This is a genomic window from Mycobacterium avium subsp. avium (assembly GCF_009741445.1).
In the GTDB taxonomy this organism is placed as follows: Bacteria; Actinomycetota; Actinomycetes; order Mycobacteriales; family Mycobacteriaceae; genus Mycobacterium; species Mycobacterium avium.
Genome location: NZ_CP046507.1, coordinates 193,196 through 209,457, shown reverse-complemented (window position 1 = coordinate 209,457; position 16,262 = coordinate 193,196). Strand labels below are relative to the sequence as shown.

Sequence of the window (16,262 nt, the reverse complement as noted above, 5' to 3'; positions counted from 1 at the left end):
TCAGCTGTTGCAGGTCACATCGATTTCGAACGGCTTGTTGACCGGCTGCAGCGGGTTGGCCATGTCGACCCCGGTCGCGGTGCCGGTGATCTTGTAGCTGTTGCCGTTCTTCTCGGCCGACGCGTTGCCCTGGCCGGTGCCCGAGGTGTATCCGAGCGTCACGCCGTTGACATTGCCCAGCCCAACGGATTTCACCTGGGGCGGGTTGCCGTCGCTGAGCACGGCGGCGATGCCGGTCGCCGCGCCACCGATCGCGATGTTGACGGTGCCACCGGCATTCGTGCACACGACCGAACCGCTGACGTTCTGGTCCTTGCCGTCGATGATGACCTTGGTCCCGGCCGCCCCGCCGCTGCTCGCCGACGCACTGGTGCTCGAGCTGCTCGCGGAACTGCTGGGAGCCGACTTGTTGCCACTCGAACAGCCGGAAACACCCGCGGCAAGAATTGCCGCGCCCGCGACCGCGATCGTCAGTTGACGCTTCACCTGTTCTCCTTTGCCCGAAAGTTGCGGTCCTCGGCATTGAGGGCCGTCTGCGCAGTATGCGGGTTTGCCGGGTCGCGCAAAAGAGGTTCGGTGAAATTGTTTCGATTCGGTTAAGGCCGCGTTGGTGGCAAGGTTGTTGTGATGGACCACAAACCTCCCAGCCCGGTAATCGAGGCGGCCCATCGCGCATGCGTGCTGCCATTTTCCGACGACGCGGATTTCCGCGACGCCGATCGTGGATTCATCGCCGCGTTGTCGCCGTGCGTGGTGCGGGGCGCCGACGGCCGCGTGGTGTTCGACAACGACGCCTACGCCTTCCTGGACGGGCCCGCGCCCACGTCGGTGCATCCCAGCCTGTGGCGGCAATCCACGCTGGCCGCCAAACACGGCCTCTACGAAGTGGTTCCGGGCATCTATCAGGTTCGCGGTCTTGACATCTCCAACGTCACGTTCGTGGAAACCGACACCGGCATCATCGTCATCGATCCGCTGGTGTCCACCGAGGTGGCCGCGGCGGCGCTGACGCTGTACCGCACGCATCGCGGCGGCGACCGGCCCGTGGTCGCGGTGATCTACACCCACAGCCACGTCGACCATTTCGGCGGCGTCCTGGGCGTCACCACCCAAGCCGACGTCGATGCCGGCCGGGTGGAGGTGCTGGCGCCGGAGGGTTTCGTCGAACATGCGGTGCAGGAGAACGTCTACGCCGGCCCGGCGATGCTGCGCCGCGCCACCTACATGTACGGGACGCTGCTGCCGCGCGGGCCCCGTGACCATGTGGGCTGTGGGCTCGGGCAGGCCGCCTCCATGGGCGAGGTGGCCCTCATCGTGCCGACCGTCGACATCCGCGAGACGGGGGAGACACACACGATCGACGGCGTCGAGATCGAGTTCCAGATGGCGCCCGGCACCGAGGCGCCCGCCGAAATGCATTTCTACTTCCCGCAATTCCGCGCCCTGTGCATGGCCGAGAACGCCACCCACAACCTGCACAACCTGCTGACGCTGCGCGGCGCGCTGGTGCGCGACCCGCGCGCCTGGTCCGGCTACCTCACCGAGGCCATCGACACCTTCGCCGACCGCGCCGACGTCGTGTTCGCCTCCCATCACTGGCCGACGTGGGGGCGAGACGGCATCGTCGAATTCCTGTCGCTGCAGCGCGACCTGTACGCGTATCTGCACGACCAGACACTGCGCCTGCTCAACCAGGGTCACACCGGTGTCGAGATCGCCGAAATGTTCCGGCTGCCACCGGCTCTCGAGCGGGGCTGGCACGCGCGGGGGTACTACGGGTCGGTCAGCCACAACGTCAAGGCGATCTACCAGCGCTACATGGGCTGGTTCGACGGCAACCCGGCCCGGCTGTGGCCCCATCCCCCCGAGGCGCTGGGGCCCCGCTATGTCGCTGCGATGGGCGGCATCGACCGGGTCGTCGACCTCGCCCAGCAGGCGTTCGACTCCGGTGATTACCGTTGGGCGGCAACCCTTTTGGACCACGCGATGTTCACCGACGGTGAGCACGCCGGCGCCCGCGAGCTCTACGCCGACACGCTCGAGCAGCTGGCCTACGGTGCGGAGAACGCGACCTGGCGCAACTTCTTCCTCAGCGGGGCGACGGAGCTGCGCGACGGCAATTTCGGCACCGCCGGGCAGGTCACCTCGCCCACCATGCTTGCCCAGCTGACGCCGGAGCAGATCTTCGACGGCCTGGCCATCCGGGTCAACGGGCCACGCAGCTGGGGCCTCGACATCACCGTCGACGTCACCCTTGCCGACACGGCGGTCAACCATCGGCTCGCCCTGCGCAACGGCGTGCTGGTGCAACGCAAGGTGCCGGCGGATCCCGCGACCGCGACCGTTACGGTGCGGCTGGCCAACAAGATTCGGCTACTGGCGTTGGCGGCGGGGGACTTCGCCTCGCCGGGTCTGGAGCTCACCGGCGATCGGGGTGCGCTGCAGTCGTTGGTGGGAGCGCTCGACGCGCCGGACCCCGATTTCAACATCGTCACGCCGTAGCGCCGGCCGCTCACGCGACGTCGATCACCACCTTGCCCAGCACCTTGCGGTCGGCGACGTGCCGCAACGCTGCGGCGGTCCGCTCGAGCGGAAACCGCGCTCCGATGTACGGCCGGACGGTGCCGGCAGCGAACATCTGCGACAACTCCGTCAGGTCGCGCACGGCGTCGTCGGGCCGGTCGGTCATGAAGGTGCGGATCTCCATGCCGCGCACGCAGATGTCCTTGAGCAGAACGAGATTGAGCGGAATGGCCGGGATGGTGCCGGACGCGTAGCCCAGGGTGACGAAGGTGCCGCCGCGGGCCAGGCCGCGCAGGGTCGGCTCCGAGTAGGGCCCGCCGACCGGGTCCAGGACCACGCGGGCGCGGTCGCCGGTGAGCTCCCGGATCCGCGTCTTGAGGTCCTCGCGGTCGTAATCCACCGTCGCCTCCGCACCGCGCCGCCGGCACAGCTCGAGCTTCTCCGGGCTGGACGCGGCGGCCAGCACCCGGGCCTGCATCGCGACCGCCAGATCCACGGCGGCCAGCCCGACCCCGCCCGCGGCGCCGAGCACCACCACCCAATCTCCCGCCGTCACACCGGCGGTCGAGCGCAGCGCGTGATAGGCGGTGCGGTAGGTGACGCCGAAGGCCGCGGCGGAGGCGAAGTCGGCGTCGTCGGGGATGGGCTCGGCCTGATCGGCGTCCAGCAGCGCCTGCTCGGCGAACGCCCCGAACGTGGTTCCGGCCACCCGCTGCCCCGGAAGGAACCGGGCGCCTTCGCCGGCGGCGATGACCTCGCCTGCGATCTCGTTGCCGGGAATGAACGGCGGCGGAATCTTCACCTGGTATTTGCCGGCGATGAACAGTACGTCGGGGAAGTTGACCGCGGCCGCGCGGACCCGAACCAGCAGCTGGCCGGGGCCGGGCACCGGGTCGGGCACCTCGTCGAGCACCAGGTCCTCCGGTGTGCCGTAGGAACGGCAGACGACCGCCCGCATCAGCGCACCCCCAGTCCGCGCAAACAGAACCGCACCACGTGGGCGATGTCGTCCGGCGCGGGCTGCTGCGCCGAGCCCACGTAGCGGCGCAGGGTCGCTGCCGTGCAGCTGAACACCGCCTCGACGTCGCGGTCGACATCGCTACTGCCCAGCGCCGCAACGGGTTCGACGAGCAGTTCGCGAAGGGGCCGCATCATCTCCTGGTCGGCCGCGCGCCAACTGGTGCCCGCCGACATCTGACCGGCCGCCGCCCGGGTCATGCTGATCAGGTGCGGGTCGGCGACCTGAGCCAGCGTGCCCTCGATCCAGCGGGCGATCTTGCCCCGCGGCGTGGCCTCCTTGGCCATCTGGTGCTCGAGATAGGACACCACGATGGCCACCCCGCGCTCCATCACGGCCAGGATCAGCTCGTCCTTGCCGGCGAAATACCGGTAGAACGCCTTGTTGGACGAACCGGCCTCGGCGACGATGTCGCTGACCCGCGGCGGCTCGGGTGCGACGCGTTCCATGACGCGCACCGCGGCGGCCAGGATGCGCTCCACCTCCTCGGTGGCCTCCCGCTGGCGGTCGTCGAGCGCGCGTTCGACCGCCGCGGTCACCCGGTCAGAAATCAACGAGCTCACCGTATTTGGCGCGGGCTGCCGCGCGCCGCACGTCGAGCATCTCGCTGGGCCAGTCGCCGTCGTCGGCCTCATACCCCTTGAGCAGCATCCGGGCCAGGTTCACCTTGTGCGCCTCGGTGGGCCCGTCGGCCAGGCCCAGGGCGATCCCGCCGAGCAGCACGTTGACCAGCGGCAGTTGGTCGGTGAGCCCCAGCGCGCCGTGCACCTGAATGGCCCGCAGCGCAATCGATTTCAGCACCTGCGACGCCAGGATCTTGCAGGCGGCGATCTCGGCGCGGGCGGCGCGCTCGTCGCCGTTGTCGATCAGCCACGCCGCGTGCAGCACGGTCAGCCGGAAAGGGATCAGCTCGGTGTAGGAGTCCGCGACGAACTCCTGCACCATTTGCTTGTCGGCCAGCAGACTGCCTTGGGTGAAACGGCTTTTCGCCCGCCGCGACATCATCTCGACCGCGCGTTGCGCCATCCCGATGGAGCGCATCGCGTGATGCAGTCGCCCGCCGGCCAGCCGGGTCTGCAGGATCAAGAAGCCCTGCCCGGGCTCGCCGAGCAGGGCGTCGGCGGGCACCCGCACATCGTTGTAGTGCACCAGGGAATGCCCCGGTTCGTGCGAGTCGGCGCCCACCAGGTGGTGGTTGGCCTCCAGCACCAGGCCCTCGGTGCCGGCCGGGATCAAAAACGTCGAGGCGCCGGTGTGCACCGGCACGTCGGGATCGGTGATCGCGACGACGATGAAGAACGAGGCGACGGATGCGTTGGAGGAGAAGTACTTTCGCCCGGTGATCACCCACTCGTCACCGTCGCGGACGGCGCGGGTGGTGAACACCCGCGGGTCGGCCCCGCCCTGCGGTTCGGTCATCGAGAAGCAGGAAAAGATCTCCCCGGACAGCAGCCCCGCCAGGTAGCGGTCCTTTTGCGCCTGGGTGCCGAACCGGGCGATGATCTCGGCGTTGCCGGTGTCGGGCGCCTGGGTACCGAACACGATCGGCGCCCAGGGGCTGCGGCCCAGGATCTCGTTGATCAGCGTCAGCTTGACCGCGCCGAAACCCTGCCCGCCCAGTTCCGGACCCAGATGCGGTGCCCACAACCCGTTGTCGCGCACTTGCTGTTTGAGCGGGTCGACGATCCGGCGCCGCTCGTCGTTCAGCGGCAGGAATTCACAGCCGGGAAAGAGCACCTCGAGCGGTTCCACCTCGTCGCGGACGAACCCGCGGATCCACTCCAGCTTCTCCTCGAACTCCGGCTCGGTAGAAAAGTCCCAGGACATCTCAATCGCTCCTCATCGGGATCAGGGGATTCCACCGTCGGCCCGCAGGATCGAGCCGGTGGTGAAGCTGGACGCATCGGAGGCCAAAAACAGTGCGGCGCCGACGATTTCACGGGGATCCCCGGCGCGCTGCAGCGCGAGGTGGCGGAACGGATTCTCTTGCGCCGCTTCCAGATTCCAGGCCCTGCTCACGTCGGTCAGAAACGGCCCGGCCATCAGGGTGTTGACCCGCACCGCCGGTCCGAACGCCTTGGCCAGCGCTTCGGTCATGGCATTGAGCCCGGCCTTGGACGCGGCGTAGGGGACGATGTCCGGCGTCGGCCGCAGCGACCCGGCGGTGCTCACGTTGATGATGGAGCCGCGGCCGGCCGCCACCATGCGCTCACCGACCAACGCCGACAACCGGAACGGGCCCTTGAGGTTGAGGTTGACCACGGCGTCGAACAGCTTCTCGGTGACGTCGGTCAGCTTGTCGTACAACGGCGACATGCCCGCGTTGTTGATCAGCGTGTCGATTTTGCCGAACCGGTCGTAGCTGGCCTCGACCAGCCCGTCGAGTTGGTCCCAGCGCCCGACGTGCACCTGATACGCCATGGCGCGCCGGCCCGTCTCGTGCTCGATCTGTTGCGCGGTGGCGACGCAGTTGTCCAGGTTGCGGCTGGCGATCACCACGTCCGCGCCGCAGCGGGCCGCGCCGAAGGCCATCTCGCGTCCCAGTCCGCGGCTGCCGCCGGTGATCAGGACCACCCGATCCGTGAGGTCGAAAAGCTGTTCAGCATAACCCATTTCAGTTTCCCAGCTGCCGGGCCAGCTCGGCCGCCGTCGCGATCAGCTGCGGGATCATCGCCCCGAACGCCTCGGTGATCTTGGGGTCGACTCCTTCGTGTCGGGAGCCACCACGCACCCCCGCCGCGTACGTCTTCTCCAGCACGATGCCCAGCTTCCAGTTGGCCAGCACCAGGTAGTAGTCGATGTTCTCGGTGGACAGCCCGCTGACGGATTCGTAGTGCTCCAACAGCTCGCTGCGCGAAGGCATCCCGCGCATGTCGAGATAGAACCCGTCCTCCCGCGGGTTTTCACCGTCGTAGCCCAGCAGGCACCACGCCAAATCGAGCAGCGGATCCCCGACGGTCGTCATCTCCCAGTCCACGATGGCGGCCAGGCGCGCCGGCTCGCCGTGCGCGAACATCACATTGGCGAACTGGTAGTCGCCGTGCATGATGCCGGGCCGGTAGTGCGCCGGACGGTTGCGGCGCAACCAGTCGGAGGCCTCGTCCAGCCCGGGCAGCTCGCGGACCCGGTAGGCGTCGAGAAACGCCAGCCAGCGATCGACCTGCCGCTCGTGGAATCCGTCCGGGCGGCCGAAGCCCTCGAGTCCTTGCTTGCGCCAATCCACCCGGCCCAGCTTGGCGGCGCCCTCGACCAGTTGGAACGCCAGCCCGCGCCGCGCCCGCGGGTCGGTGTCGAACGGCGCGGGCCACCCGCCGTCCATCGGGCTCCACCCGTCGATCGCCGCCATGACGTAGAACGGCATCCCGAGCACGGTCCCGGTGTCGTCGGCGGCGATGAGCGCCGCGTGCGGGACGTCGGTCCCGGACAGTGCGCGCACCAAGCGGATCTCGCGCAGCAGCCCGTCGATGCGGGCGGCGTCCGCCCGGGCACCCGGCATGCGCAGCACCATCCGCGCCGGCCCGCGCTCGATCAGGTAGAGGGTGTTCTGGGAGCCGCCCTGCAACGGGGTCAGCCGGGTCTCTTCGCCGCTGCCCGGTGCGTCGTTCGCGTCCAGCCAGCGGGCCAGAACGCCCGCATCCAGCCCCGATTCGACCCCACCGCGTTGTCCGGCCATCGCTGCACACCCCAATCTCCTCACGGAGAATAGCATTCTCCCGCCGTCGGGGGGCTCAATCCCGCTTGTGCGCGCTCACCAGAAATCCGGGCGCCATGAAGTGGCCCTCGCCGTCGCGTTCCAGATGGGCCAGCGGGCTGTCCGGCGCCCCGGCCGAGTCGTCGTTGCCGTACACCCGCGCCGCGCGCAGGTCGTCGATGTGCCAGAGCACCGAAACCGCTTCGCGCAGCTCGGTTTCGGTGAAACCCTGCGGGCCCGGCCGGTCTGGGTGCGCCGGCGCCAACGCCCCGGCGGCGAAGGCCAGGATGTACAGCGCGGCCCCCGGAGCGGCCGCGCGGAAGATCGACCGCAGATAGTCCTGACGACGCTGCGGCGGCAGCGCGTGGAACAGCCCGCTGTCCACGATGGTGGCGAAGCGGCCCTCGGAGCCGGGCGGATAGTCGGCGAAGTCGGTCACGTCGGCGCGCGCGAACGTCGCGGTGGTCAGGCCCTGTGCGGCCGCCGCGGCGGTCGCCTCGGCGATCGCGGTGGCGCTGGCGTCCAGGCCGACGACGGTGTGGCCGAGCGCGGCCAGCCGCAGCGAGAGGGCGGCGTGGCCGCAGCCGGAGTCCAGCACGTCGCTGCGGAACTTGCCCTCGTCGATGAGCCGCTCCAGCTCCGGCTGGGGCCGCCCGATGCTCCACGGGGGTGGGGCCGCCTGGCGGTCGGCGGCGTCCCAATCCGTGTCCGGCTGCGTCATGGGTGCTCCTCGGAATCGGCGTCAGCGGACGCGATGAGAAACTGGCGCTGCCCACCATCGAACGACGGGAAGAAATATGCAAGTGCTTCTGGTCCGGCACGCGCTGCCGCTGCGCAGCGAACACGGCCAAGGCTCCGACCCGGACCTGTCCGCGGACGGGTTGGCCCAAATCGAGCGGCTGCCCAAGGCGCTTGAGCGCTTTCCCATTTCGCGGGTGGTGAGCAGTCCGCAGCGCCGCGCCGTGCAGACGGCGGCACCGGTGGCGGCCGACCGCGGGCTGAGCGTCGAGATCGACGACCGGTTCGCCGAATACGACCGCGACCTGCCGGTGTACATCCCCGTCGAACAGATCCGCGACGAAATGCCGGAGGAATGGGCGCGTTTGGCGCAGGGGCACCTGCCCAGCGCGGTCGACGAGGACGCGTTCCGCGCCCGGGTGCGCGCCGCGGTCGACGACCTCGTCGCGGCGGCCGAACCCGAGGACACTGTCGCGGTCTTCAGCCACGGCGGGGTGATCAACGTGCTGCTGCACGAGGTCCTCGGCACGGCCCGGCTGCTGTCCTTCCCCGTCGACTACGCGTCGGTGACCCGGCTGCTGTTCTCCCGGTCCGGCCAGGCGACCGTGGCCGCGGTCAACACCACCGAACACGTGTGGGACCTGCTGCCCCGAAACCAAAGGTGGTGAACGGGGTGCGGGCCGGCGATGGTAGACAAGTTCGGTGACCTCAGCTGACCAACTCGAAGGGCTCGACCTGGCGGCGCTGGATTCCTACCTGCGTTCGCTCGGCATCGACCGCGACGGCGAGTTGCGCGCGGAGTTCATCTCCGGCGGCCGTTCCAACCTGACGTTCCGGGTGTACGACGACGCCACCAGCTGGTTGGTGCGGCGCCCGCCGCTGCACGGGTTGACGCCGTCGGCGCACGACATGGCCCGCGAATACCGGGTGGTGGCCGCGCTGCAGGACACACCGGTTCCGGTGGCGCGCACGATCGGGTTGTGCGAGGACGAGTCGGTGCTGGGCGCGCCGTTCCAGATCGTCGAATTCGTTGCCGGCCAGGTGGTGCGCCGCCGCGCCCAGCTCGAGTCGTTCAGCCACACCGTGATCGAAGGCTGCGTCGATTCGCTGATCCGGGTGCTGGTGGATCTGCACAGCGTCGATCCGGACGCCGTGGGCCTGGCCGACTTCGGCAAGCCCAGCGGTTATCTCGAGCGCCAGGTGCGCCGCTGGGGGTCGCAATGGGCGCTGGTGCGGCTGCCCGAGGACCGGCGCGACGCCGACGTGGAGCGCCTGCATTCCGGTCTGGGCCAGGCCATTCCGCAGCAGAGCCGCACCTCGATCGTGCACGGCGACTACCGGATCGACAACACGATCCTGGACGCCGACGACCCGACCAAGGTGCGCGCCGTCGTCGACTGGGAGCTGTCCACGCTGGGGGATCCGCTCTCGGATGCCGCCCTGATGTGTGTGTACCGCGATCCCGCGCTGGACCTGATCGTCAACGCGCAGGCCGCGTGGACGTCGCCGTTGTTGCCGACGGCCGACGAACTGGCCGACCGCTATTCGCTGGTGGCCGGGATACCGCTGGCGCATTGGGAGTTCTACATGGCGTTGGCGTATTTCAAACTCGCCATCATCGCCGCGGGCATCGACTTCCGTCGCCGGATGTCGGATCAGGCCCGCGGCCTGGGCGAGGCCGCCGAGCACACGCCCGAGGTGGTGGCGCCGCTGATCTCGCGCGGCCTGGCCGAATTGGCCAAGCTGCCCGGCTAGCGCCCGCCGGCCGCGTGCTGCTTTTTCGCCACGCGGCGCAGCTGCAGGATCCGCGCAGTGCCGACCGCCACCGTGATCAGCCCGCCGACCACCGCGGCCAGCAGGATCGCCACCCCCAGCGGCAGGCTCCAGTGCAGGCCCAGGAACCGGAAGGCCGTCGGCGCCGTGTTCTGGGTGATGAAGATCAGCAACAGAATCAGGATCACGAAGCCGGCGATCAGCGACGACCACAGTGCGCCGGCGCGGGTGAACCCGATCGCCGGTTCCTTGGCCGGTGCGGGGGTCTTGCCCGCAGGGGTCGGTTTCGGGGGCTGCTGGCCGGGCGAGTCAGGGGTGTGGCTGCTCATGCTGCCATCTTTGCCCCATCCAGCGCAGAATGAAACCGATTCCCGTAACAGGTCCGCGCGGGCCGGCGGGTGGGGGTCGGGAAGTTAAGGTCGGCGGTATGACGATGCGGCTGCGCGTGCCTGCCGTGGTCAGGCCGGTGGCGGTGTTGCTGACGACGATGTTCGTCGTTGCGGCGTGCAGCAATTCCGACCCGCTGGGAGCGCAGGTGCGCAGCCCCGACTCGATCGTGGTGGGCTCCGGGGACTTCCCGGAATCGCAGATTATTGCCGAGATCTACGCACAAGCCTTGCAGGCCAACGGTTTCGACGTCGGAAAGCGGATGGGGATCGGCAGCCGGGAGACGTATATCCCTGCGATAAAAGACCATTCCATCGATCTGGTGCCCGAATACATCGGCAACCTCTTGCTGTATTTCGAGCCCGCGTCGAGCGCGACCACCCTGGATGCGGTCGAGCAGGAGCTGCACCGGCGCCTGCCCGCCGACCTGTCGATCCTGACGCCGGCCCCGGCCACCGACACCGACACCGTCAGCGTGACCAGCCAAGCGGCGAACTCCTGGAACCTGAGGACGATCGGCGATCTGGCCCCGCACTCGGCCGACGTGCGATTCGGGGCGCCCTCGGCGTTCGCCACCCGGCCGGCCGGCCTGCCGGGGCTGCGGCAGAAATACGGGCTGGACATCAAACCGGGCAACTTCGTCGCGATCGACGACGGCGGCGGCGCGGTCACCGTGCGCGCGCTGCTGGAGGGACGGGTGAACGCCGCCAACATCTTCACCACATCGCCGGCCATACCGCAGCACCACCTGGTGGCACTCGACGACCCCGAGCACAATTTCATAGCCGGAAACGTTGTGCCGCTGGTCAATTCGCAGAAGCACTCGGAGCGGCTCAAGCTGGTGCTGGACGCGGTATCGGCCAAGCTGACCACCCCCGGCGTGGCCGGGCTCAACGCCGCGGTGTCGGGGAACTCCGGCGTCGACCCCGACCAGGCTGCCCGAAACTGGTTGCGGGACAACGGATTAAACCACTCGATCGGACCTTGACGTGATCGTCTTCGACAACGTCAGCAAGGTGTTCGCGGACGGGACCGCCGCCGTGGACCGGCTCAGCCTGACCGTGCCCACCGGCAAGCTGACCGTCTTCGTCGGATCCTCCGGCAGCGGCAAGACCACCGCGCTGCGCATGATCAACCGGATGATCGAGCCGACGTCCGGCACCATCAGCATCGACGGTGTCGACGTGTCCACCCTCGACCCGGTCAAACTGCGCCTGGGCATCGGCTACGTCATCCAGCATGCCGGGCTGATGCCGCACCAGCGGGTGATCGACAACGTGGCAACGGTTCCCGTGCTGCGCGGCCAGCGCCGGCGGGCCGCCCGCACGGCGGCCTACCAGGTGCTCGAGCGCGTCGGGCTGGACGTCAAGCTGGCCCGGCGCTATCCCGCCCAGCTCTCCGGCGGGGAACAACAACGGGTCGGCGTGGCTCGCGCGCTGGCCGCCGACCCGCCGATCCTGCTGATGGACGAGCCGTTCTCCGCCGTCGATCCGGTGGTGCGTCACGACCTGCAAAACGAAATACTGCGGCTGCAAAGCGAATTGCACAAAACCATCGTGTTCGTCACGCACGACATCGACGAGGCGCTGCGGCTCGGCGAACGGGTCGCGGTGTTCAAGGGCGGCATGTTGCAGCAGTGTGACGAGCCCGCCCGGCTGCTGTCCCGCCCGGCAAACGACTTCGTGTCGAGGTTCATCGGCCTGGGCCGTGGCTACCGATGGCTGCAACTCATCGACGCCGCCGGACTGCCGGTGCACGACGTCCGCCGCCTGTTCGCCGAAAACCTGTCGGGTGCAGATGTTTTCGACGGTTGGGCCGTCGTGGTCGACGAGGCCGGGGCGCCGCTGGGCTGGATCGACGCCGAGGGCCTGCGCCGACACCGCGACGGCCTGGCGCTGTCCGACAGCATGACCGGCGTCGGATCGCTGTTTCGGCCGCGGGGCAACCTGAGCCAGGCGCTGGACGCCGCGCTGTCGTCGCCGTCGGGAATCGGTGTCGCCGTCGACGACGACGGCAGGGTGATCGGCGGTGTGCTGGCCGCCGACGTGCTGGCCGCGGTGGAATCGCAGCGAAAGAGCCGCTGATGCACTATCTGCTCACCCATCTCGACGACGCGGCCCGGCTCACCGTCGTGCATCTGCGGCTGTCGCTGGTGCCGGTGCTGATTGGGTTGGCGATCGCGCTGCCGCTGGGAATGCTGGTGCAGCGCAGGCGGTTTGCCCGGCGCCTGACGACGGCGGTCGCCAGCGTGGTGTTCACCATCCCGTCGCTGGCGCTGTTCGTGGTGTTGCCGATGATCATCGGAACCCGAATCCTCGACGAGGCCAACGTGATGGTCGCCCTGACCGCCTACACCGCCGCGCTGCTGGTGCGGGCGGTGCTCGAGGCGCTGGACGCGGTCCCCGCCCAGATATCCGACGCCGCCACCGCGGTCGGCTACCCGCGGCTCACCCGGATGATGAAAGTCGAACTGCCGCTTGCGGTTCCGGTCCTGATCGCCGGGCTTCGGGTGGTGGTGGTGACCAACATCGCCATGGTCTCGGTCGGCTCGGTGATCAGGATCGGCGGACTGGGCAGCTGGTTCACCCAGGGCTACCAGACCGGCAAGAGCGATCAGATCCTGGCCGGCATCATCGCGCTGTTCGCGCTGGCGGTCGCCGTCGACGGGCTCATCGTGCTGGGCGGCCGGCTGGTCACCCCGTGGGCGCACGCGGTGCGCGGCGGCGCCCGCCGCTCGGTCGTCGCGCCGGTGGTGGGGGGTGCCCGGTGAACTTCGTGCAGCGGGCCATCGCGTATCTGCTGAGCGCCGACAATTGGACCGGCCCGGTCGGGCTGGCGGCCCGCATCCTCGAGCATCTCGAGTACACCGGCATCGCGGTGGGCGCCTCGGCGCTGATCGCCGTGCCCGTCGGCCTGCTCATCGGGCACACCGGCCGCGGCACCCTGCTGGTGGTGGGCGCCGTCAACGGGCTGCGCGCGCTGCCCACCCTGGGCGTGCTGCTGTTCGGCACGCTGCTGTTCGGGCTGGGCCTGGGACCCTCGCTGGTGGCGCTGATGCTGCTGGGCGTGCCCGCGCTGCTGGCCGGAACCTATGCCGGCATCGCCAACGTCGAACCCACCGTGGTCGATGCCGCCCGGGCGATGGGCATGACCGAGTCGCAGGTGCTGCTGCGCGTCGAGGTGCCCAATGCGCTGCCGTTGATCCTGGGCGGGCTGCGCAGCGCGACGCTGCAGGTGGTCGCGACCGCCACGGTGGCCGCCTATGCCAGCCTCGGCGGGCTGGGCCGGTACCTGATCGACGGGATCAAGGAGCGCGAGTTCCACCTGGCCCTGGTCGGGGCGCTGACGGTGGCCGCGTTGGCGCTGGTGCTCGACGGTCTGCTGGCCGTGGCGGTGTGGGCGTCGGTGCCGGGTACCGGCCGGCTGCGGCGCACATACCGGCCACTTCCGCACCGGTTGGCGGGGACGTCTTACGGTAGATGAGTGAACGCAGCCCCTTCTGACCCGTCTCGCCGAGTGTGGCAGGCGATGCTCACCTGGCGCGCACAGGACGTCTCCCGGATGGAATCGGTACGACTCCAGGTGTCCGGCAACAGAATCAAGGCCAACGGCCGCATCGTCGCCGCCGCCACCGACGCCAATCCGGCGTTCGGCGCCTACTACGACCTGCAGACCGACGAAACCGGCGCCACCAAGCGGCTCGGCATGACCGTCACCCTGGCCGAGCGTGAGCGTGTCTTCTCCTTCGCCCGTGACGAGGAGAACATGTGGCTGGTCACCGACCCCCAGGGCGAGCACCGCGCGGCCTACAACGGCGCCCTCGACGTCGACGTCGAGTTCAGCCCGTTCTTCAACGCGCTGCCGATCCGGCGGCTCGGCCTGCAGGAGCGGGCGGCCTCGGTCACCCTGCCCGTGGTCTACGTCAACGTGCCGGAGATGTCCATCACCGCCGACACCGTGAGCTACAGCAGCACCGGCAGCCGCGACGAGATCAAGGTGCACTCGCCGATCTCCGACACCACGGTCAGCGTCGACGAGCAGGGATTCATCGTGGACTATCCAGGGTTGGCAGAGCGGATCTGATCACCCCGCCCGCCCGGCCGGCGGCGGCCAGTTCCTGACGCCAGTTCTCCGCGCCGATCACGACGTGGAAGATGTCGGTGCGCGGGAAGCTGTCGTAGCGGGTGCGAGCGGCGTGCCCGGCCTCGATGAGGTCGGCGACCGACTTGTGGTGGGCCAGCGAATCGCGGGCGCGGCGGAGCAACTCGATGACATGATCGGCCGTCGGGACCAGTTGGTCGGAGTTGCCCTCGCACATCGCCCGCACCAGGTCGGGGGCGGTGGCCGCCACCCGGGTGCCGTCCCGGAACGATCCCGCGGCCAACGCGAAGGCCAACGGAACGTCCCCGGCGACCACGGCCAGCGCCTCGGCGAGCAGGTGGGGCAGATGCGAGATGGCGGCCGCGGCGGCGTCGTGTTCATCGGATCGGGCCGGCACCACGACCGCGCCGCAGTCCAGCGCCAGCGTCATCACCATCGCCCACACCACCGGGTCGACATGGTCGTCGACGCTGACCACCCAGGGCGCCCCGGTGAACAGGCCCGCGTGGCCGGCGGTCCACCCCGAGTGCGCGGTGCCCGCCATCGGGTGGCCCCCGACGAAGCGGTCCCGCAGGCCGGCGGCGACGACCTCGTCGAGCACCGCCTTCTTGACGCTGGTGACGTCGGTCAACGGGCATTGCGGGGCCGTCTCCTTGACGTGGGCAAGCATGCTCGGCAGCGCCGGCATGGGCACCGCCAGCACGATCAACGCGTCGGAGTCGGCGGCCCGAGACAGGGTGGCGGTCAGGTCCGTGTCGGCGTCGAAGCCGTCGGCGGTGGCGGCCTGCGCCCCTTCGATCGAGCGGTTGTAGCCGAACACCTCGCGGCCGGCCGCGGTGGCGGCGCGCATGATCGAGCCGCCGACCAGTCCCAGCCCGAGCACGCACACCGGTGTCTTCGAACGAGGGTGGGAGCGAGGGTGTGCCACATTCCCAGGTTGGCACATCCGGCGCGCGGCGCCGCGTGCAGATGTCGGGGCGCTCGTGCTCCATCTGGTCAGGGGGCCTGGTCAGGGACTACCGTAAGCGGCCATGGGAGCACAACGGGCCTCTGCCCAGGGCCTGTCCGCGGACACGCCGGACGGTTTCGGTGTCGCGGTGGTGCGTGAAGAGGGGCAGTGGCGCTGCGCCCCGATGGCCCCCAAGTCGCTGACGAGCCTGTCGGCCGCCGAGACCGAACTGCGCGAACTGCGCAGCTCCGGCGCGGTGTTCGGGCTGCTCGACGTGGACGACGAATTCTTCGTCATCGTGCGGCCCGCGCCGTCGGGCACGCGGTTGCTGCTCTCGGACGCCACCGCCGCGCTGGACTACGACATCGCCGCCGAGGTGCTCGACAAGCTGGACGCCGACATCGACCCGGAGGACCTCGAGGATTCAGATCCCTTCGAGGAGGGCGACTTAGGCCTGCTCTCCGACATCGGCCTGCCCGAGGCGGTGTTGGGTGTCATCCTCGACGAGACCGATTTGTACGCCGACGAGCAGCTGGGCCGCATTGCCCGCGAGATGGGCTTCGCCGATCAGCTGTCGGCGGTGATCGACCGCCTCGGTCGGTGATTTCTGACGAAGACCTGATCCGTTCCGCGCTGGCGGTTGCCGCGACGGCGGGTCCCCGCGACGTGCCCATCGGCGCGGTGGTGGTCGGCGCCGACGGCACCGAACTGGCCCGGGCGGTCAACGCGCGCGAGGCGCTGGGGGATCCGACCGCGCACGCCGAAATCCTGGCGCTGCGGGCGGCGGCCGCCGCGCTCGGGGACGGGTGGCGGCTGGAAGGCGCCACGCTGGCCGTCACCGTCGAACCGTGCACCATGTGCGCGGGCGCGCTGGTGCTCGCGCGCATCGCCCGGCTGGTGTTCGGTGCCTGGGAGCCCAAGACCGGAGCGGTCGGATCGCTGTGGGATGTGGTGCGCGATCGGCGGCTCAACCACCGCCCGGAAGTGCGCGGCGGGGTGCTGGAGCGAGAGTGCGCCGCGCTGCTGGAGGGCTTCTTCGCCCGCCAGCGATTGGGGTGACCGGCATGACGTTCGGTAAGCTG

The 16,262-nt window shown here is 69.5% G+C and carries 19 protein-coding genes; 10 read left to right on the top strand and 9 right to left on the bottom strand.

The annotated features are described in order from the left end of the window. Window positions 1–486, bottom strand: a complete 486-nt coding sequence (locus tag MAA44156_RS01075; RefSeq protein WP_003873405.1) for a lipoprotein LpqH — start codon at window positions 484–486, stop codon at window positions 1–3. A gap of 141 nt (window positions 487–627) precedes the next feature. Here MAA44156_RS01075 and MAA44156_RS01070 point away from each other — a divergent pair, with 141 nt between their 5' ends. Continuing rightward, a complete protein-coding gene (locus MAA44156_RS01070) occupies window positions 628–2,502 on the top strand; it encodes an alkyl/aryl-sulfatase (RefSeq protein WP_029248346.1) in 1,875 nt (624 codons plus the stop codon). Window positions 2,503–2,512: 10 nt separating this feature from the next. On the opposite strand, the gene MAA44156_RS01065 is transcribed toward MAA44156_RS01070, so the two are convergent. The 6 genes from MAA44156_RS01065 to MAA44156_RS01040 are packed head-to-tail and all read right to left on the bottom strand — an operon-like array spanning window position 2,513 to window position 7,953. Continuing rightward, window positions 2,513–3,481: an NADPH:quinone oxidoreductase family protein gene (locus MAA44156_RS01065; protein ID WP_009974517.1), complete on the bottom strand. Its 969-nt coding sequence runs from the start codon at window positions 3,479–3,481 to the stop codon at window positions 2,513–2,515. Continuing rightward, window positions 3,481–4,104, bottom strand: coding sequence for a TetR/AcrR family transcriptional regulator (locus MAA44156_RS01060; RefSeq protein WP_010948797.1), 624 nt, complete (start codon window positions 4,102–4,104; stop codon window positions 3,481–3,483). The genes MAA44156_RS01065 and MAA44156_RS01060 overlap by 1 nt, the downstream gene beginning before the upstream one ends. Further along, window positions 4,085–5,368, bottom strand: coding sequence for an acyl-CoA dehydrogenase family protein (locus MAA44156_RS01055; protein WP_009974518.1), 1,284 nt, complete (start codon window positions 5,366–5,368; stop codon window positions 4,085–4,087). The genes MAA44156_RS01060 and MAA44156_RS01055 overlap by 20 nt, the downstream gene beginning before the upstream one ends. Window positions 5,369–5,389: 21 nt before the next feature. Next, entirely contained in the window at window positions 5,390–6,154 is a 765-nt protein-coding gene (locus MAA44156_RS01050; RefSeq protein ID WP_009974520.1) for an SDR family NAD(P)-dependent oxidoreductase, read from the bottom strand. 1 nt (window position 6,155) lies between these two features. After that, entirely contained in the window at window positions 6,156–7,214 is a 1,059-nt protein-coding gene (locus tag MAA44156_RS01045; RefSeq protein ID WP_009974521.1) for a phosphotransferase family protein, read from the bottom strand. A 55-nt stretch (window positions 7,215–7,269) separates the two neighbouring features. Next, window positions 7,270–7,953, bottom strand: coding sequence for a methyltransferase domain-containing protein (locus MAA44156_RS01040; RefSeq protein WP_009974523.1), 684 nt, complete (start codon window positions 7,951–7,953; stop codon window positions 7,270–7,272). Between the two features lie 76 nt (window positions 7,954–8,029). On the opposite strand from MAA44156_RS01040, the gene MAA44156_RS01035 reads away from it, so the two are divergent. Together MAA44156_RS01035 and MAA44156_RS01030 are read left to right on the top strand one after the other, a co-directional pair. Next, window positions 8,030–8,638: a histidine phosphatase family protein gene (locus tag MAA44156_RS01035; protein WP_009974524.1), complete on the top strand. Its 609-nt coding sequence runs from the start codon at window positions 8,030–8,032 to the stop codon at window positions 8,636–8,638. A 34-nt stretch (window positions 8,639–8,672) separates the two neighbouring features. Further along, complete coding sequence (locus MAA44156_RS01030) at window positions 8,673–9,725, top strand: phosphotransferase family protein (protein WP_009974526.1); 1,053 nt, start codon at window positions 8,673–8,675, stop codon at window positions 9,723–9,725. Here MAA44156_RS01030 and MAA44156_RS01025 read toward each other — a convergent pair. Continuing rightward, the gene (locus MAA44156_RS01025) at window positions 9,722–10,072 is read right to left on the bottom strand and encodes a LapA family protein (protein WP_003873747.1); all 351 of its coding nucleotides are present in this window, start codon (window positions 10,070–10,072) and stop codon (window positions 9,722–9,724) included. The genes MAA44156_RS01030 and MAA44156_RS01025 overlap by 4 nt on opposite strands. Window positions 10,073–10,170: 98 nt before the next feature. Between MAA44156_RS01025 and MAA44156_RS01020 the strand changes: the two genes are divergently transcribed. The 5 genes from MAA44156_RS01020 to MAA44156_RS01000 are packed head-to-tail and all read left to right on the top strand — an operon-like array spanning window position 10,171 to window position 14,213. After that, a complete protein-coding gene (locus MAA44156_RS01020) occupies window positions 10,171–11,118 on the top strand; it encodes an ABC transporter substrate-binding protein (protein WP_009974530.1) in 948 nt (315 codons plus the stop codon). A gap of 1 nt (window position 11,119) precedes the next feature. Then, window positions 11,120–12,214, top strand: coding sequence for an ABC transporter ATP-binding protein (locus MAA44156_RS01015; RefSeq protein WP_009974532.1), 1,095 nt, complete (start codon window positions 11,120–11,122; stop codon window positions 12,212–12,214). Next, window positions 12,214–12,900, top strand: a complete 687-nt coding sequence (locus MAA44156_RS01010; RefSeq protein WP_009974533.1) for an ABC transporter permease — start codon at window positions 12,214–12,216, stop codon at window positions 12,898–12,900. Before MAA44156_RS01015 ends, MAA44156_RS01010 begins: the two co-directional genes overlap by 1 nt. Further along, window positions 12,897–13,613, top strand: a complete 717-nt coding sequence (locus MAA44156_RS01005; RefSeq protein ID WP_003874135.1) for an ABC transporter permease — start codon at window positions 12,897–12,899, stop codon at window positions 13,611–13,613. The genes MAA44156_RS01010 and MAA44156_RS01005 overlap by 4 nt, the downstream gene beginning before the upstream one ends. Continuing rightward, on the top strand, window positions 13,614–14,213 hold the full coding sequence (locus MAA44156_RS01000; protein ID WP_003876987.1) for a putative glycolipid-binding domain-containing protein: 600 nt from the start codon (window positions 13,614–13,616) through the stop codon (window positions 14,211–14,213). Here the strand turns inward: MAA44156_RS01000 and MAA44156_RS00995 are convergent. After that, entirely contained in the window at window positions 14,176–15,120 is a 945-nt protein-coding gene (locus MAA44156_RS00995; protein ID WP_011723483.1) for a prephenate dehydrogenase, read from the bottom strand. The two genes, MAA44156_RS01000 and MAA44156_RS00995, sit on opposite strands and share 38 nt — an antisense overlap. 142 nt (window positions 15,121–15,262) lie before the next feature. On the opposite strand from MAA44156_RS00995, the gene MAA44156_RS00990 reads away from it, so the two are divergent. Together MAA44156_RS00990 and MAA44156_RS00985 are read left to right on the top strand one after the other, a co-directional pair. Next, complete coding sequence (locus MAA44156_RS00990; protein WP_003874138.1) at window positions 15,263–15,784, top strand: tRNA adenosine deaminase-associated protein; 522 nt, start codon at window positions 15,263–15,265, stop codon at window positions 15,782–15,784. Continuing rightward, complete coding sequence (locus tag MAA44156_RS00985) at window positions 15,781–16,239, top strand: nucleoside deaminase (protein ID WP_009974536.1); 459 nt, start codon at window positions 15,781–15,783, stop codon at window positions 16,237–16,239. Before MAA44156_RS00990 ends, MAA44156_RS00985 begins: the two co-directional genes overlap by 4 nt. Window positions 16,240–16,262 lie beyond the last annotated feature (23 nt).

Excerpts from the sequence above, each read along its gene's own strand:
- MAA44156_RS01045 (WP_009974521.1), bottom strand. The coding sequence starts at position 7,214 with ATGGCCGGACAACGCGGTGGGGTCGAATCGGGGCTGGATGCGGGCGTT.
- MAA44156_RS01040 (WP_009974523.1), bottom strand. The coding sequence starts at position 7,953 with ATGACGCAGCCGGACACGGATTGGGACGCCGCCGACCGCCAGGCGGCC.
- MAA44156_RS01025 (WP_003873747.1), bottom strand. The coding sequence starts at position 10,072 with ATGAGCAGCCACACCCCTGACTCGCCCGGCCAGCAGCCCCCGAAACCG.
- MAA44156_RS01035 (WP_009974524.1), top strand. The coding sequence starts at position 8,030 with ATGCAAGTGCTTCTGGTCCGGCACGCGCTGCCGCTGCGCAGCGAACAC.
- MAA44156_RS01055 (WP_009974518.1), bottom strand. The coding sequence starts at position 5,368 with ATGTCCTGGGACTTTTCTACCGAGCCGGAGTTCGAGGAGAAGCTGGAG.
- MAA44156_RS01070 (WP_029248346.1), top strand. The coding sequence starts at position 628 with ATGGACCACAAACCTCCCAGCCCGGTAATCGAGGCGGCCCATCGCGCA.
- MAA44156_RS01065 (WP_009974517.1), bottom strand. The coding sequence starts at position 3,481 with ATGCGGGCGGTCGTCTGCCGTTCCTACGGCACACCGGAGGACCTGGTG.
- MAA44156_RS01050 (WP_009974520.1), bottom strand. The coding sequence starts at position 6,154 with ATGGGTTATGCTGAACAGCTTTTCGACCTCACGGATCGGGTGGTCCTG.
- MAA44156_RS01010 (WP_009974533.1), top strand. The coding sequence starts at position 12,214 with ATGCACTATCTGCTCACCCATCTCGACGACGCGGCCCGGCTCACCGTC.
- MAA44156_RS00990 (WP_003874138.1), top strand. The coding sequence starts at position 15,263 with ATGGGAGCACAACGGGCCTCTGCCCAGGGCCTGTCCGCGGACACGCCG.
- MAA44156_RS01020 (WP_009974530.1), top strand. The coding sequence starts at position 10,171 with ATGACGATGCGGCTGCGCGTGCCTGCCGTGGTCAGGCCGGTGGCGGTG.